This window comes from Limnohabitans sp. Jir72, from assembly GCF_003063575.1.
Classification (GTDB): Bacteria; Pseudomonadota; Gammaproteobacteria; order Burkholderiales; family Burkholderiaceae_C; genus Limnohabitans_A.
Genome location: NZ_NESC01000008.1, coordinates 89,054 through 104,467, shown reverse-complemented (window position 1 = coordinate 104,467; position 15,414 = coordinate 89,054). Strand labels below are relative to the sequence as shown.

The 15,414-nt window shown below is 61.3% G+C and carries 12 protein-coding genes; 5 read left to right on the top strand and 7 right to left on the bottom strand.

Annotated elements, in window-relative coordinates; all coding sequences use genetic code 11:
- Window positions 1-12 precede the first annotated feature (12 nt).
- The 4 genes from odhB to B9Z52_RS12595 all read right to left on the bottom strand — a co-directional run bounded on the left by odhB (window position 13) and on the right by B9Z52_RS12595 (window position 7,039).
- Window positions 13-1,260 carry a 2-oxoglutarate dehydrogenase complex dihydrolipoyllysine-residue succinyltransferase gene (odhB, locus tag B9Z52_RS12610; protein WP_108414202.1) on the bottom strand — a complete coding sequence of 416 codons (1,248 nt, stop codon included), beginning with the start codon at window positions 1,258-1,260 and terminating at the stop codon, window positions 13-15.
- Between the two features lie 45 nt (window positions 1,261-1,305).
- Window positions 1,306-4,173: a 2-oxoglutarate dehydrogenase E1 component gene (locus tag B9Z52_RS12605; RefSeq protein WP_108414201.1), complete on the bottom strand. Its 2,868-nt coding sequence runs from the start codon at window positions 4,171-4,173 to the stop codon at window positions 1,306-1,308.
- 209 nt (window positions 4,174-4,382) lie between these two features.
- Window positions 4,383-6,281 carry a propionate--CoA ligase gene (locus B9Z52_RS12600; RefSeq protein WP_108414200.1) on the bottom strand — a complete coding sequence of 633 codons (1,899 nt, stop codon included), beginning with the start codon at window positions 6,279-6,281 and terminating at the stop codon, window positions 4,383-4,385.
- 152 nt (window positions 6,282-6,433) lie between these two features.
- On the bottom strand, window positions 6,434-7,039 hold the full coding sequence (locus tag B9Z52_RS12595) for an isochorismatase family protein (protein ID WP_108414199.1): 606 nt from the start codon (window positions 7,037-7,039) through the stop codon (window positions 6,434-6,436).
- Window positions 7,040-7,215: 176 nt separating this feature from the next.
- Here B9Z52_RS12595 and B9Z52_RS12590 point away from each other — a divergent pair, with 176 nt between their 5' ends.
- Complete coding sequence (locus tag B9Z52_RS12590) at window positions 7,216-7,716, top strand: C40 family peptidase (RefSeq protein ID WP_233251955.1); 501 nt, start codon at window positions 7,216-7,218, stop codon at window positions 7,714-7,716.
- Complete coding sequence (locus B9Z52_RS12585) at window positions 7,713-8,420, top strand: VOC family protein (protein ID WP_108414197.1); 708 nt, start codon at window positions 7,713-7,715, stop codon at window positions 8,418-8,420. The genes B9Z52_RS12590 and B9Z52_RS12585 overlap by 4 nt, the downstream gene beginning before the upstream one ends.
- Window positions 8,421-8,441: 21 nt before the next feature.
- Here B9Z52_RS12585 and B9Z52_RS12580 read toward each other — a convergent pair whose 3' ends face one another.
- The gene (locus B9Z52_RS12580) at window positions 8,442-9,617 is read right to left on the bottom strand and encodes a YbfB/YjiJ family MFS transporter (RefSeq protein WP_108414196.1); all 1,176 of its coding nucleotides are present in this window, start codon (window positions 9,615-9,617) and stop codon (window positions 8,442-8,444) included.
- Between the two features lie 189 nt (window positions 9,618-9,806).
- Here B9Z52_RS12580 and B9Z52_RS12575 point away from each other — a divergent pair, with 189 nt between their 5' ends.
- Window positions 9,807-10,196, top strand: coding sequence for a cupin domain-containing protein (locus B9Z52_RS12575; RefSeq protein WP_233251951.1), 390 nt, complete (start codon window positions 9,807-9,809; stop codon window positions 10,194-10,196).
- 87 nt (window positions 10,197-10,283) lie between these two features.
- On the opposite strand, the gene B9Z52_RS12570 is transcribed toward B9Z52_RS12575, so the two are convergent.
- Window positions 10,284-10,778 carry a hypothetical protein gene (locus tag B9Z52_RS12570; protein ID WP_108414195.1) on the bottom strand — a complete coding sequence of 165 codons (495 nt, stop codon included), beginning with the start codon at window positions 10,776-10,778 and terminating at the stop codon, window positions 10,284-10,286.
- Window positions 10,779-11,205: 427 nt separating this feature from the next.
- Window positions 11,206-13,275, bottom strand: a complete 2,070-nt coding sequence (locus tag B9Z52_RS12560) for an ATP-dependent DNA helicase RecQ (RefSeq protein WP_233251950.1) — start codon at window positions 13,273-13,275, stop codon at window positions 11,206-11,208.
- Between the two features lie 107 nt (window positions 13,276-13,382).
- Between B9Z52_RS12560 and ylqF the strand changes: the two genes are divergently transcribed.
- Window positions 13,383-14,309 carry a ribosome biogenesis GTPase YlqF gene (ylqF, locus tag B9Z52_RS12555; RefSeq protein ID WP_108414193.1) on the top strand — a complete coding sequence of 309 codons (927 nt, stop codon included), beginning with the start codon at window positions 13,383-13,385 and terminating at the stop codon, window positions 14,307-14,309.
- Between the two features lie 145 nt (window positions 14,310-14,454).
- The gene (locus tag B9Z52_RS12550; protein WP_108414192.1) at window positions 14,455-15,408 is read left to right on the top strand and encodes a tripartite tricarboxylate transporter substrate binding protein; all 954 of its coding nucleotides are present in this window, start codon (window positions 14,455-14,457) and stop codon (window positions 15,406-15,408) included.
- Window positions 15,409-15,414 lie beyond the last annotated feature (6 nt).

The following is a 15,414-nucleotide window of genomic DNA, read 5'->3' as shown; positions in this document are numbered from 1 at the left end:
AAACAAGGAGATTTAGATGTCGAACAGCAAGCGAGCTGGATCTTCCAGCGCTTCTTTCATCGCCACCAGACCCAAGACAGCTTCACGGCCGTCGATGATGCGGTGGTCGTACGACATGGCGAAGTAGTTCATGGGGCGAACCACGACCTGGCCGTTTTCAACCATGGCGCGATCTTTGGTGGCGTGCACACCCAAAATCGCAGATTGTGGTGGGTTGATGATCGGGGTCGACATCATGGAGCCGAAGGTGCCGCCGTTCGAGATGGAGAACGTGCCGCCGGTCATCTCTTCGATGCCCAACTTGCCGTCTTTGGCCTTCTGGCCGAATTCAGCGATCTTCTTTTCGATGTCGGCAAAGCTCATTTGGTCAGCATTGCGCAAAATCGGCACCACCAAACCGCGTGGCGAACCCACAGCGATACCGATGTCGAAGTAACCGTGGTAGACGATGTCGTTGCCGTCCACCGAAGCGTTGAGCACAGGGAATTTCTTCAAGGCGTGCACCGCAGCCTTGACGAAGAAGCTCATGAAGCCGAGCTTGACGCCGTGTTCCTTCTCGAAACGGTCTTGCATGCGCTTGCGCATGTCCATGACCGGGGCCATGTTGATTTCGTTGAAAGTGGTCAGGATGGCGTTGGTCGACTGCGATTGCAACAAACGCTCGGCCACGCGTGCGCGCAGGCGGGTCATGGGCACGCGCTGCTCTGGGCGGTCGCCAAGGTTCACGGCAGGTGCAGCCACTTGCGCCAAGGTTTTGGTGGGCACGCCTGTGGGGATCACCGCGGCAGTGGACTTGACGCCACCAGCCACAGCAGACAACACATCACCTTTGGTGACGCGACCGTCTTTGCCAGAACCAGCCACCGAGCCAGCGGCCAGGTTGTTGTCTGCCATCAGCTTGGCTGCAGCAGGCATGGCCACACCGGCCATGTTGCCACCAGTGGCAGCAGCTGCAGGCACTGGTGCAGCAGCAGGAGCGGCTGCGGCGGCGGGCGCAGCAGCTGCAGCACCGGCCTTGCCTTCGGTGTCGATCTTGGCGATCAGCTGCTCGGCAGCCACGGTGCCACCATCGGCCACGATGATTTCGGAGATCACGCCTGCAGCGGGTGCGGGGACTTCTAGCACGACCTTGTCGGTCTCGATTTCGATCAGGATTTCGTCAGCAGCGACCGCTTCACCGACTTTTTTCTTCCACTGCAGCATGGTGGCTTCGGCCACGGACTCGGACAGCTGGGGGACTTTGACTTCTACGATAGCCATTTTGAATTCTTTCTCAATGATTGAACGTCAGTTTGTTCTGGTGGATCACTTGGTCAGCACGAAGCCCTTGAGCTTCGAGAAGGCCGCTTCGATCAATGCTTTTTGCTGGTCTTGGTGCAGGTGTGAGTAACCCACCGCAGGTGATGCGGACGCTGCGCGACCGGCATAACCGAGCTTTTGACCATCGAGCATGTTCTCGTGGATGTTGTGCTGGATGAAGAACCAGGCACCCTGGTTCTGTGGCTCGTCCTGGCACCACACGATGTCGGTGGCGTTGGGGTACTTCTTGATCTCGGCTGCAAAAGCCTTGTGCGGGAAGGGATAGAGCTGTTCGACACGGATGATGGCCACGTCGTCGGCGCCCTTGGCTTCGCGGTGCTTGACCAGGTCGTAATACACCTTGCCCGAGCAGGCGATCACGCGCTTGACCTTGTCGGCCTTGATGTCCTTGGTTTCGCCAATGACGGTCTGGAAACTGCCTTTGGTGAATTCGGACACGGGCGATGTGGCGTCTTTGTTGCGCAGCAGCGACTTCGGCGTGAAGATGACCAGCGGCTTGCGCAGGTCACGCACCATTTGGCGACGCAGCACATGGAAGATCTGGCTGGCCGTGGTGGGCTGCACGATCTGCATGTTGGTGTCTGCAGCCAGCTGCATGAAACGCTCTACGCGGGCCGAGCTGTGCTCGGGGCCCTGGCCTTCGTAGCCGTGCGGCAGCATCAAGGTCAAACCGTTCACACGGCCCCACTTGACTTCACCGGAGGCGATGAACTGGTCGATCACAACCTGTGCGCCGTTGGCGAAATCGCCGAACTGGGCTTCCCAGATCACCAGGGTGCTGGGGTCATTCGATGCATAGCCGTATTCAAAGCCGAGCACAGCTTCTTCGGACAGGATCGAATCGATGACGACGAACGGGGCCTGCTTGTCGGAAACGTTTTGCAGGGCGACATAAGTGCCGGTGTCCCACTTCTCACGCTTTTGATCGTGGATCACGGCGTGGCGGTGTGTGAACGTGCCACGGCCGCAGTCTTCGCCCGACAGACGCACAGGGTAGCCGCTGGCCACCAAGGATGCGAAAGCCATGTGCTCGCCCATGCCCCAATCCACAGGCGTATCGCCACGGCCCATGGCGGCGCGGTCGTCATAGACCTTCTTGACCAGCTGGTGTGGAGTGACCGACTCGGGGATGGTCGTGATTTTCTCGGCCAAACGCTTCCAGTCGGCCAGGGGGATCGAGGTGTCACCGGCGTCAGTCCACTTCTTGCCCATGTAAGGCGCCCAGTCCACCGTGAACTTGGTCTTGAAGTTGGTCAGCACAGGCTCGGTGGTGTTCTTGCCTGCGTCCAGTGCGGCGCGATAGGCCTTGACCATGTCGTCACCCAAGGTCTCGCCCAGGCCTTGCGTGGCCAGCTTGTCGGCAAACAGCTTGCGGGTGCCGGGGTGAGCGCCGATTTTTTTGTACATCAGCGGCTGGGTCAGCGCAGGGGTGTCCTGCTCGTTGTGGCCCAGTTTGCGGAAGCAGACCACGTCCAGCACCACGTCCTTGCGGAAGGTCATGCGGTACTCGAGGGCCAGTTGGGTGGCCAGCACGACGGACTCGGGGTCGTCACCGTTGACGTGCAGCACAGGCGCTTCGACCATCTTGACGATGTCCGTGCAGAACACGCTGGAGCGCATGTCGCGTGGATCAGAGGTGGTGAAACCGATCTGGTTGTTGATGATGATGTGGACGGTGCCGCCTGTGGAATAACCACGGGTCTGGGCCAGCGCGAATGTTTCCTGGTTGACACCTTGACCGCCAAATGCGGCGTCACCATGCACCAGCACGGGCAGCACTTGCTTGCCCAGGGGGTCGTCGCGGCGGTCCATGCGGGCACGCACCGAGCCTTCGACCACAGGATTCACGATTTCCAAGTGTGAAGGGTTGAACGCCAGCGACAGGTGGACGGGGCCACCGGCGGTGTTCACGTCCGAGCTGAAGCCCTGGTGGTATTTCACGTCACCAGCGGGCAGGTCTTCAGGGGCGGTGTGGTCAAACTCGGCAAACAAATCCGCAGGCAATTTGCCCATGGTGTTGACCAGCACGTTCAGGCGACCACGGTGGGCCATGCCGATCACAACTTCCTGCACGCCCTGGGCACCCGCGCCCTGGATCAACTCGTCCATCGCCGCGATGAAGCTTTCGCCACCTTCGAGCGAGAAACGCTTTTGACCCACGTATTTGGTGTGCAAATAACGCTCGAGGCCTTCGGCTGCGGTCAAGCGGTCGAGGATCTGCTTTTTCTTGTCGGCCGTGAAATTGGGCTTGCTGCGGATGCTTTCGAGCTTTTGCTGCCACCAGCGCTTTTCAGCCTGCTCGGTGGTGTACATGTACTCGGCACCCAAGGTGCCGCAATAAGTCTCGCGCAGTGCATTGAGCAGCTCGCGCAAGGACATGTTGTTCTTGCCAAAGAAGGTGTTGCTGGTGTCGAACACGGTTTCCTGGTCGGCATCCGTGAAACCGAAGAAAGCAGGGTCGAGGTCAGGAATGTTGGGGCGCTCAGTGCGCTTGAGCGGGTCCAGATCGGCCCAGCGCTGACCGACGTTGCGGTAAGCGGCAATCAGCTGCTGCACCGCGGTGCGCTTGCGGCCCATTTCGACGTTTTCGCTGGCCATGACGACCTTGGTGCCGCCCGCTTTGGCGCGCTCTGCGAAAGCGTTGATGACAGGCAGGTGCGGCACGTCTTTGGCGTTGGAGCCATCGACTGCGGGAACATGCTGGAGGGCGTCAAAGTATTCGCGCCAGGAGTCGGGCACGCTGCCTGGATTGGCCAGGTAGTTTTCATACATCTCTTCGACGTATGGGCCGTTGCCTCCGAAAAGGTGGGTGTTGCCTGAGTAGGCAGCGTAGACGGAATTAGTCTCGCTCATGATTCGCTGACCTCCGTTTCCCTCTGGGAAACATAAGTTGGTTGATATTTACCTTCCGCGACACGGCTGGACCGGTTGGCGGATGCGACTGTGGCATGGGAAGGGCCTGAGTAACTTGCGCATTGTGCCATGGCTTGTCCGATGTCTAACTTACAGGTGCCAGAAGTACCGATGAAAAAAGACCTCGCCAACGGCGAGGTCCAGGGTCATCAGCCTTTGATCAGATCGACAATCTGCTGCAAGGCGGCGGGGTCGTCCATGGTGGTCAGGTCGCCAGGATCGCGTCCTTCGGCCACCGCCTGCATCGCACGGCGCAGCAGTTTGCCGCTGCGTGTCTTGGGCAACGCCGACACGAAAAATACGCGCGACGGACGGGCCACAGCACCCAGCTGCGAGTCCACCACTTTCATGACTTCTGCCTCCAATGCCTTGCGCGCCGCATCGTTGGTCAAACCCGATGCATCTTTGGCAATGGCAAACGCCATGGCCACCTGCCCTTTGAGCTGATCTGCAACGCCGACCACCGCCACTTCTGCCACATTGGGGTGGCTGGAGATGCTTTCTTCGATCTCGCGGGTGCCCAAGCGGTGACCGGCCACGTTGATCACATCGTCGGTGCGGCCCAGGATGAAGAAGTAACCGTCTTCGTCGCGCACAGCCCAGTCGAAGGTGCTATAGACCATCTTGTTGGGCACGGTGTTCCAGTAGGTGCTGACGAAGCGCTTGTCGTCGCCCCAGATGGTTTGCAGGTTGCCGGGCGGCAATGGGCCTTCGATGGTGAGCACCCCCTTCTGGTTGGCACCGGTCAGTTCTTCACCCGTCTGGTCGTCGACCAGCTTGACGTTGTAGCCGTAAATAGCCTTGCCTGGCGAGCCGAACTTGCTGGGCGCTTTTTCCACGCCGTTGCAAATGCTCAGGATTGGCCAGCCGGTTTCGGTCTGCCAGTAGTTGTCGATGATCGGCTTGCCGTTCAGGCCCTCGGAAATCCACTTGGCGGTGGGTTCATCCAAAGGCTCACCGGCCAGGAACAAGGCTTGCAGGCTGGACAGGTCGTATTTGGTCAACAACGCAGGGTCCTGCTTTTTCAGCACACGGATCGCCGTGGGTGCGCTGAACATGACGCTGACCTTGTACTTCTCGACCAAGCTCCACCAGATACCGCCGTCGGGGCGAATCGGCAGACCTTCGTAAAGAATGGTGGCCATGCCGCCGATCAGCGGGCCATAGATGATGTAGCTGTGCCCCACCACCCAGCCGATGTCGCTGGTGCAGAAGAACGTACCGCCGGGCTTTCCTTCAAAAATGTGCGGCATGCTGGCCGCCAAGGCCACGGTGTAGCCCCCGGTGTCGCGCTGCACGCCCTTGGGTTTGCCTGTGGTGCCCGAGGTGTAGAGCGTGTAGCTGGGGTGGGTGGACTCGACCCACTCGCAAGGCACCACGGTGTCCATGTGCTTGGCGCGCTCGGTGGCGTAGTCCACGTCGCGCCCAGCCACGGGCGTGAACGGGGCCAATTGGCGGTCCACCATGATCACGTTGGCAGGCTTGTGGGCGGACAACTTGATGGCTTCGTCCAGCAGTGGCTTGTAAGGCACGCCCTTGCCGCCGCGCGAACCGGCGTCGGCGCTGATGATGACCTTGGGCGAAGCGTCCTCGATGCGGGTGGCCAGCGAGTGCGAGGCAAAACCGCCAAACACCACCGAGTGGATGGCCCCCAAGCGCACACAGGCCAACATGGCGAATGCCGCTTCAGCAATCATGGGCATGTAAATCAGCACACGGTCGCCCTTGACGACGCCCAGGTCTTGCAAGATGGCGGCCATGCGTTGCACTTCGGCGTGCAGATCACGGAAGGTGTAAGTTTTTTCCTGGTCGGTTTCGGTCGAGACGAAGATCAGCGCAGCCTGGTCGCCGCGCTCGGCCAGGTGGCGGTCCACCGCGTTGTGGCACAGATTGGTCTGGCCGCCGACGAACCATTTCGCAAATGGCGGGTTGCTGTAGTCGCAGATTTGTTGGGGCTGGACTTTCCAGTCCACCAGTTTGGCCTGCTCGGCCCAGAATGCGTCGCGGTCGTTGATCGAACGTGCGTGAAAGTCAGCAAAGCTGCCCATGGAAGACTCCTCAATACCTGCCAATAAGAACCCGTGAGGCACCCTCGCCGCGAACAGCCAGAGGTCTCTTTATGAATTCTTAATTATGGATAAGGGACTTGCAAGAAGCTGACTTTGTCTCACGCAAGACAAGGCGGACTGGCCGCCCGAACTCACTTGAACAAGCTTTGCATCAACTTGAAGTCGGGGTGCTCTGCAGTGCGAATCCACTCAAAGGCCACCATCTCGGCCGTCACCAACTCGGCACCAGCACCGGCCAAGCGGTCGTAGGCCGCGTCGCGATTGCGTTCGGTGCGCGAACTGCAGGCGTCGGTCACCACCCACACATCGAATTCATCTTCCAGCAGATCCAGCGCCGTTTGCAGCAAGCAAATGTGGGCTTCACAACCCGCCAACACAATGGTTTTGCGCTCCTGACTTTCTGGCTGGGGCTTTTGCAAGTGGCGTGGCAAGCTGCGGGCATTGCCTCGGGGCGGCTGAGCAGGCGCAGGCTGCAGCCATTCGCCCAAGCCCTCTTCCACTGCACTGAACTGCATTTTGGCCAAGACCTTGCGGCAGTGGCTGCGCAGCTCAGGCGGCATTTCACCCAAACGTGACGGGTTTTGCTCGGTGCCCCACACGGGCACTTCCAGCGCAGCAGCCAGCTCAGCCAGCTTGGCCGCGTTGGACCAAACGGCTTGCGCATCCAGCATCACCGGCTTGAGCTTGGGCTGCAAATCCACCAGCACCAATTGACTCTCTTCAACATCGATCAACATAGACAAATCTCACTTCTTTCCAGATGAACCTATTGTCGCAGGAGCGCTTGGCAGTCTGTAAAGATCCAGATATTGAATCATTTGGCATGACACCGAATGCCCATGATCAGTTATGCTCGAAAGTTATGCGTCAGTTATTCCTCTCACTTTGCTGCCTGCTCTTGTCTTGTGCGGTCATGGCTGTGCCGACCGACGAAGAAGTGCTCAGACCTTTGATAGACAAAGGTTTGATGACGCAATTCGCGGACCAACTGAGCACCGCCAAAGACAAGGCCAGCGGGCAAGCCACCGGTCTGATCACGCACGCTATGGACTTGCTGGGCGTACCTTACCGCCGTGGCGGTAACGCCGAATCAACGGGTTTCGATTGCAGCGGTTTTGTGCGCCATTTGTATGAAAGTTCCGTAGGACTGCTGCTGCCCCGACGAGCTGAAGAACAAGCCAACAGCACAGAAGTCATTGACCGCAGCGAACTCAAGCCCGGTGACCTGGTTTTCTTCAACACCATGAAGCGCGCTTTCAGCCATGTGGGCATCTATGTCGGCGATGGCAAGTTCATCCATTCCCCTCGCACCGGCAAGGCGGTTAAAGTCGATGACATGCGCAGCGCCTATTGGCTAAAACGGTTCAATGGGGCGCGGCGCGTTCCCCTTGACTCCGAAACATCCAAACCATGACATCTCAAATCGACCACCTCGTGGTCATGGCCTCCACGCTCGAAGCGGGCGTGGCCTGGTGCGAAGCCACCCTCGGCATCACCCCTGCAGCTGGCGGCGAACACGAAAAATACGGCACCCACAACCGCCTGTTCAAAATCGCGTCCCCCAAGCACCCGCTGGCTTATTTTGAAATCATCGCCATCAACCCCGATGCCGTCACGGCCAAACGGTCCAACGTGGCCCGCTGGTTCGACATGGACGACAAGGCGCTGCAAAAAGCCGTGGCCCAGGAGCCTCGCTTGGTCACTTTTGTGGCCAGCACCGATGACATCAAGACTGCACGCCACACACTCAGAACCCAAGAGATCGAGCGCGGCCAGATCGTGCACGCCAGCCGCAAATCGAACAAAGGCACTCTCAACTGGCAAATCACTGTGCGCGAAGACGGCGAACGGCTGTTCAACGGTTGCCTGCCCACACTGATCCAGTGGGGCAAGCTTGATGCCGCAGAGCCTCTGCGCCTGCACCCGCGCAACAGCTTGCCCCGATCGGGCGTGACCCTTCAAAGCATTGCCATCAGCCACCCCAGCGGCCCCAAGCTGCAAGCGGCTTACGAGGCCATCGGCCTGCAAGGCATCGCCATCGAAACGGGTCCGGCCAACATCACCGCCACCTTGCAAACACCCAAAGGCCTGGTGCAACTGCACAGCCTGGGCATTTGAAGCCCCCGATTTGAACCCCCCTCAGCCCTGCTCCTCATCGGGCAAGGTCGCCAAAAGCGCCATGCCCGCCGCCATGACGCCTGCCGTGAGCCATAAAGCCCCCTTGAAAGTGCCCGTGGCTTGCGCCATGGCCCCAGCCACCACCGGCGCAATCACCTGCGCTGCGCCATAACTCAAAGTCAGACGGGCCATGGCCTTGCCGGGGTTTTGGGGGGCACGGCGGCCGACCAAAGCCAGCGTCAAGCTGACGATGCCGATGAAGGTCGCGCCGTAGCCGATGGCTCCACCCAAAGCAGCGGCGAGCGAGCCCGACAAGGCAGGCAAGATCACCGACAGCGTCTGCAAGCCAAAGGCCAACAACAAAGCCCTCGTATCGCCCCAGCGCCGAGCCAACTTGTCCCACAAGAACACCGCAGGCATGGCCGCCAAGCCCACCAGCGCCCAGGCCAAGGCACCCTGCCCGGCCAACGCCGGTTCACGCTCCACAATGGCCACAGTGAAAGTGGCACTGATCACAAAGCCCCAGCCCGCCGCAAAGTAGCTGCCCGCCATGGTCAGCATCCAGCGGCGCGAGACTTTGTTGGGCGCATCGGCTGCGCTGCTGGCCACAGGCGAAGGCGGCACAGGTGGACGCCAAGCCCAAGCCGGCACAAAAAACACCACACCGATCGCTGCCATGGCCAGCCATTGCGATGACCACAAAGCCCAGACATGCGAGACGGCCCACACGCCCAGGGCAGACACCACAATGCCCAAACCGATGCCAATGAAATGCAAGCCCAACTCGGGCCTTCGCCCCTGACGCATCAACCAGCCCAGCACCAACCCCGCCCCCAGCAACATGCCTGTGGCACCGCACAAACCGCCCAGGTAGCGCCACAGCGCCCAAGCCGGCATCCAGGTCGACAGCGCCATGCCCGCCACCGTAAGCAAGGACATCCACAGCCCCATGCTGTAAAGCCGGTGACGCCAGCGGACATCGTCGATCCAAGCCGCGGCCAGCGCGCCCGAAATGTAGCCCGCGTAATTGATGGCGGCTAATGCGCCCGCACTGGCGTCGTTCAAGCCAGTTTGCAATTGCAAGACGGGCAGCAAAGGGGTGTAAGCAAACCGGGCCAGGCCAATGCTGAGCACCAGGCCAAAAATGCCGCCGATGATGACCTGCCAGGGCCGCAGTGCAGAGGTGTCAGTGCTCATGATCGCTTGTGGTGCAGCAACTCGCGGTTGCAATGACTTGCATTGTGGCCTCATGGTCTGCGCCAGGCTGTAGCCACGAAGACAGTGCCCCTAAGGATCAGCACCAAGGCGACAGATAGTGCGCCCGCCATCGCACGCAAAAAGACCATTTTTTGATCTAATGAAACGCCACAACACAGGAGACTCTGTATGAACTCATGGAAACGATCCACCCTTGCGCTGGCCTTGACGGCATTGGGCATCACAACTTGGGCACAGGAAGGGACGCGCAAAGAACTCAGCCGAGTGGACCTCACGGGGGCACCGGGCATGGAAGTCGTCAGCTCGTTTGGCGAATACAAAACCGGTGACACCCTGCCCCGCCACTTGCACCACGGCATCGAAGCGGCCTACGTCATCCAGGGCACCAAAATTCAGCCACCTGGCAAAGACCCGGTCGAACTGACCACCGGAGCCCCCGTGCTCAATTTGCGCGACGTCATGCACGGCGGCTACAAGATCGTGGGCGAGCAATCGCTCAAGCTGTTCACCGTTCACATCGTGGACAAAGGCAAACCGCTGTACGACGCAGGCCATTGAGCCACCAGGGCCCGCCAGACGGGCCCTTTGAATTTTTGCTGGTCGCAATTTTGATCGCTGCTCTGGATGCGGTGCAGCAGTGGCTGTTTATCTGCGCCCACTGCCCGGCTTGGCGAATTCGGCATCCACCCACGCTTGGGCGGTCTGGCGGTTAAGCTTGAAGCCGGCCTCCACCTTGAACTCTGCCAAGGCATCGCCGCCCTCGTCTTGGGCGCTGAGCACCGCATAAGGGTTGTCATCGTCAGGCACGATGCGCAAGCACACCGTGACACGGCTGTCTTGGCCATTCACGGTCACGCTCTGATTCAACTGAGCGTGCAGTTGCTGTTCGCTGCGACGCACAAACTCGCTGGCTGTTTTCACCAAGGTGATGAAGGCCGTGCCATCCAAGGGCTTGGGGTTCTTTTTGTCACGACCCATGGTCCAGGGACCCACCAGCGCAGGCTCGGAGTCCCCGGCCTTGAACATCGCCACCGCCCAACCGTCGTCATCTTCATTTTTGATGACCTTGGCGGTCCAGCGCTCGTCTTGCCACAGGCGGGGTTCTTGCAGCAGCGGCGTGTCGTGTGTGTCGTCGGTCATGGTTCGTTAGAAAAAAGGAGGATGGCGATCATGCCTCATGAATTCAGCTTCTTGAAGTCTTGAGCATCAGGCATGGGATAAATTTTTTGCAGGAGCCCAAACCATTGACCGCATGGGGATTTTTTGTAGGAGCCCACCCCGTGGGCGATTTCACAAACACCACAAGGCAAGCCATCGCCTACAGGGATGGGCTTGCACAAATACAAAACCACCGGCTGCAGGGGGATTTTTTGTAGGAGCCCACCCCGTGGGCGATGCGCGTGGCTCATGCCCTGAAAACCATCGCCCACAGGGGTGGGCTCCTACATGGGCAAAACAATCGCCCACAGGGGTGGGCTCCTACATGGGCAAAACCATCGCCCACAGGGGTGGGCTCCTACATGGGCAAAACCATCGCTCACTGGGTGGACTCCCACAAGGTATCAGTTCAAGGCTGCAAATGCAAAGCCAATACAAGCACCTGGCTTGCGCCTTGCTCGCGCAAGAGCGCCGCTGCCACGGTGGCGGCCCAGCGGGTGCGCACTGTGCTGGCGATCAGCAGTACGGGACCGTTGGGCAGCTTCGCATCGTCAGCCAAACGAATGGCCGACTCCAAATGCGCCACCACCGGGGTCGAGGCGGTGTCGTCGGGCGCTGGCCCACCGCGCCAGCTGAACACATCGTGCAGCGGCAAGCGCCCCTTGCGCGCAATGTGCTCGGCCAGCACGCGGTTGGCGGCCATGTCGGGCGCAGGCAGCGGCACCACACACACCGGACGCGCAGGCCAGGTCTTGGCCCAGCGCCCCAAGGTGGCGACCGCGCCCGCCAGCAGTTCGGCCGGCACATCACCCGGTGCGGCGGTCCGCAGGGCTTGCAGCTCGGCCACCCAGCCCGGATCGTCGGCAAACGAGACCGCACGGCCCACATCAAAGCCCTGAATGCTGCCTTTGCGGCGCACCCCGGCTGGCCAGCGCTTGCGCGGTTCGATGTCCACGTCCACACCGCGCAAGAAGTTGCGGGCGGCCAACAATTTGTCTTGGGATGGCATAAGCCCCGGAAGCGGCACATGCCCCGTGCAGACCGAACACCGCCCGCAAGGCGCAGGCGACGGGTCGTCCAGCGCGGTTTGCAAATACGCCATCAGGCAACCCGCACCGCGCGCGTACTGGCGCATGATGCCCGCCTCTTGCTGGCGCACCTGGGCCAGCGCCGTCCACTTGGCCGTGTCGTGCACATAAGGCACACCGGTGGCGCGCCAGGCTGAGCCGTCTTTGTCCACCACGCCTTCGACCGCCAAAATTTTGAGCAGCGCCTCCAAACGCCCTCTTCGCACGCCCGTGTCGGCTTCGATCTCGATCAGGCTGCGTGAATCACCCCCCAGACTTTGCAACACCTTGGCCGCCGTTTGCGGGTCAGGAATCGACGCGGTGGCAAAGTAATCCCAAATCCGCTCGTCCGCATCGGACGGCAGCAACACCCCTTCGGCATGCGCCACCGCCCTGCCCGCCCGGCCAACCTGCTGGTAATACGCCACCGGGGTGGACGGCGAGCCCACATGCACACAAAAACCCAAGTCGGGCTTGTCGTAGCCCATGCCCAGCGCCGAGGTGGCCACCACCGCCTTGACATGGTTGTGGCGCAAACGGTCTTCCACCTTCAATCGGGTGTCGGCGTCGATCTGCCCGCTGTAGGCATCGACCGCATGGCCACAGCTGCGCAAAAACGCCGTCAACCGCTCGGCCTCGGCCACCGTCAGCACGTACACAATGCCCGAGCCGGGCAGCTGCTCCAGCGCGTCAGCAATCCAGGCGTAGCGCTGCAAGGGCGACAAACCCGGCACCACCGACAGCGTGAGCGAGGTGCGCGCCAGCGTGCCGCGAAAAGTCACCGTGCCCGCACCCAACTGCTTGCCAATGTCGTGCGTCACCCGCTCGTTGGCTGTGGCCGTGGTGGCCAACACGCTGGCGGTGGGCGTAGACAAGAGCGCCCGCGCCAGCCGCTGGTAGTCAGGTCGGAAGTCAAAACCCCAATCGCTGATGCAATGGGCCTCGTCGATCACGATCAGGCCCACCCGGGCCAGCAAAGCGCCTAGCCGCGCCGCAAAGCGCGGGTTGCCCAGCCGCTCCGGCGAGACCAGCAACACATCGATGGCATCCTCGTCCAGCCGTTGGAACACCTCGTCCCAATCGTCGATGTTGGTGGAGTTGACCGTGGCCGCCTTCAGCCCTGCCCGCTCGGCAGCACTCACCTGGTCGCGCATGAGGGCCAGCAGCGGCGACACGACCAGCGTGGGCCCAGCGCCTGTGCTGCGGATCGCATGCGTCGCCGCCCAGTACACCGCCGACTTGCCCCAGCCCGTGGCCTGCACCACCAGCACGCGGGACGCGGGCTGCAGCACGGCATGCACCGCGTCCACCTGGTCGGGGCGCGGCGTGGCACCGGGCCCGGCCAAGCGGGCCAGCACGGTGTTCATGTGGGTTTGCGCAAAGGCGCGGTCTGTGGCGTGGCGGGTGTGCATGGCGTTCTCCCTGGGATTTTGTTTGTGGCATTTTGCGGCCAAGTGGCACCGCCGGGAAGTCGACGACAATCACTTTCTTCGACACATCTGGTCTTCAGCAGCTCTCTATGGCGATTCAATGGTTCCCCGGACACATGCACCTCACGCGCAAGGCGATCGGGGAGCGCATCAAAGAGATTGACGTCGTCATCGAAATGCTGGACGCCCGCCTGCCCGGCTCGAGCGCCAACCCCATGCTGGCCGAGCTGATCAAGGGCAAGCCCGCGCTCAAGATCCTGAGCAAACAAGACCTGGCCGACCCGGCCCGCACCACGCAGTGGTTGGCCCACTACAACGCCCTGCCCGGCGTGAGCGCCATGGGCTTGGACACCAGCATGGTGTCGCCCACCAAGGCCTTGATCGACGCTTGCCGCCAACTGGCCCCCAACCGGGGCGGCATGGTCAAGCCCATGCGCGTGCTGATCTGCGGCATCCCCAACGTGGGCAAGTCCACCCTGATCAACACCCTCAAGGGCAAACGCGCCGCCAAAACCGGCGACGAAGCCGGTGTGACCAAACAAGAGCTGCGCATCGCCCTGGCCGACGACTTTTACCTTTACGACACCCCCGGCGTGCTGTGGCCGCGCATCATCGTCGAGCAAAGCGGCTACAACCTGGCCGCCAGCGGCGCGATCGGCGTGAACGCGTTTGACGAAGAAGAAGTGGCGCTGGAGCTGCTGAACTACCTGATCCCGCATTACCCGCAAGCGCTGGCCGAGCGCTACAAGATCACCGACGTGGCCAACCACACCGACGAAACCCTGCTCGAAGCCATCGGCCGGGTGCGCGGGGCCATGCAAAGCGGCGGACGCGTCAACACCACCAAAGCCGCGCACATCGTGATCCACGACTTCCGATCGGGCGCTCTGGGCCGCGTGACCATCGAAACCCCCGAACAATTTGCCCAATGGCTGGCCGAAGGCAAAAAAGCCGACGCCGAACGCGCCGTGCGCAAAGAAGCCACGGACAAGACCAAAAAATCGCCCCGCAAATGACCGATCGCTGGACGGCCACGTCGCCAGCGCCCGGCCATGAGAGCCATTGCGCTCTTCGCGCCGACACAGCCTCAAGCGTGACACGGCAGTCTTGGTTTTTCCTCTAGGATTCTTCGAGGCAGATCCACTGCCCAGGAGACGCTCCGTGAAAACTTCGCTCAAACATTGGCTGGCTGGACTGGCCTTGGCTGCCAATGCCGCGCAAGCGGCCTACCCCGACAAGCCGATCAAGCTCGTGGTGGCCTTCCCGCCCGGCAGCTCCACCGACATCGTGGCTCGAGCTTTGGGGCAGCCCCTGTCCGAGGCCATGGGCCAACCGGTCCTGATCGAAAACCGCCCCGGCGCTGGCGGCAACATCGGCACCGTGGCCGTGGCCCGATCGGCCGCAGACGGCTACACCCTCCTCATGCACAGCGTGGCTTATTCGGTCAACCCATCGCTCTACAGCAAAGCGGGTTACGAAGTGGGCAAGGAGCTGACCGGCGTGGCCATGGCCGCTGTCTCGCCCAACATCATTTACGTGCACCCCTCTGTGAAAGCCAACAGCCTCAAAGAACTTTTGGCTTTGGCCCCCACCGAAAAACTCAGCTACGCCTCTTCGGGCAACGGCACCACCACCCACCTGGGCGCTGAACTGTTGTTCCGCAACCTGGCCAAGGTGGACATCTTGCATGCGCCCTTCTCGCCGGCCGCAGCGGCCAATGCGGTGGTCAGCGGCCAGGTGCCGGTGGGCTCCACCTCCATCCCGCCCGTGGTGCAACTGGCCAAGGCTGGCAAAGTGCGACCCCTTGCAGTGACCAGCAGCAAACGCAGCGGCGCCCTGCCCGATGTGCCGACCGTGGCCGAGCTGGGTTACCCCGGCTTTGAAGCCAACACCTGGTTTGCCATGATGGCCCCGGCAGGCACGCCCAAAGAAGTGCTGGACCGGCTCAACACAGAGGTCAACAAAATCCTGCAGAACAAGGCCTTGAACGACGGCTTTGCCGCGCAGTCGCTGGAGACCGTGCGCATGGACCGCCCCACGCTGGACACCTACCTGGGTGCCGAAGCCAAAAAATGGGGCCAGGTCGTGCAACAGACCGGCGCCAAGGTGGACTGATCCACT

Bases quoted from the DNA above. Each gene is read 5' to 3' on its own strand.
- odhB (WP_108414202.1), bottom strand. From the start codon at position 1,260: ATGGCTATCGTAGAAGTCAAAGTCCCCCAGCTGTCCGAGTCCGTGGCC.
- B9Z52_RS12605 (WP_108414201.1), bottom strand. From the start codon at position 4,173: ATGAGCGAGACTAATTCCGTCTACGCTGCCTACTCAGGCAACACCCAC.
- B9Z52_RS12600 (WP_108414200.1), bottom strand. From the start codon at position 6,281: ATGGGCAGCTTTGCTGACTTTCACGCACGTTCGATCAACGACCGCGAC.
- B9Z52_RS12595 (WP_108414199.1), bottom strand. From the start codon at position 7,039: ATGTTGATCGATGTTGAAGAGAGTCAATTGGTGCTGGTGGATTTGCAG.
- B9Z52_RS12590 (WP_233251955.1), top strand. From the start codon at position 7,216: ATGGCTGTGCCGACCGACGAAGAAGTGCTCAGACCTTTGATAGACAAA.
- B9Z52_RS12585 (WP_108414197.1), top strand. From the start codon at position 7,713: ATGACATCTCAAATCGACCACCTCGTGGTCATGGCCTCCACGCTCGAA.
- B9Z52_RS12580 (WP_108414196.1), bottom strand. From the start codon at position 9,617: ATGAGCACTGACACCTCTGCACTGCGGCCCTGGCAGGTCATCATCGGC.
- B9Z52_RS12575 (WP_233251951.1), top strand. From the start codon at position 9,807: ATGAACTCATGGAAACGATCCACCCTTGCGCTGGCCTTGACGGCATTG.
- B9Z52_RS12570 (WP_108414195.1), bottom strand. From the start codon at position 10,778: ATGACCGACGACACACACGACACGCCGCTGCTGCAAGAACCCCGCCTG.
- B9Z52_RS12560 (WP_233251950.1), bottom strand. From the start codon at position 13,275: ATGCACACCCGCCACGCCACAGACCGCGCCTTTGCGCAAACCCACATG.
- ylqF (WP_108414193.1), top strand. From the start codon at position 13,383: ATGGCGATTCAATGGTTCCCCGGACACATGCACCTCACGCGCAAGGCG.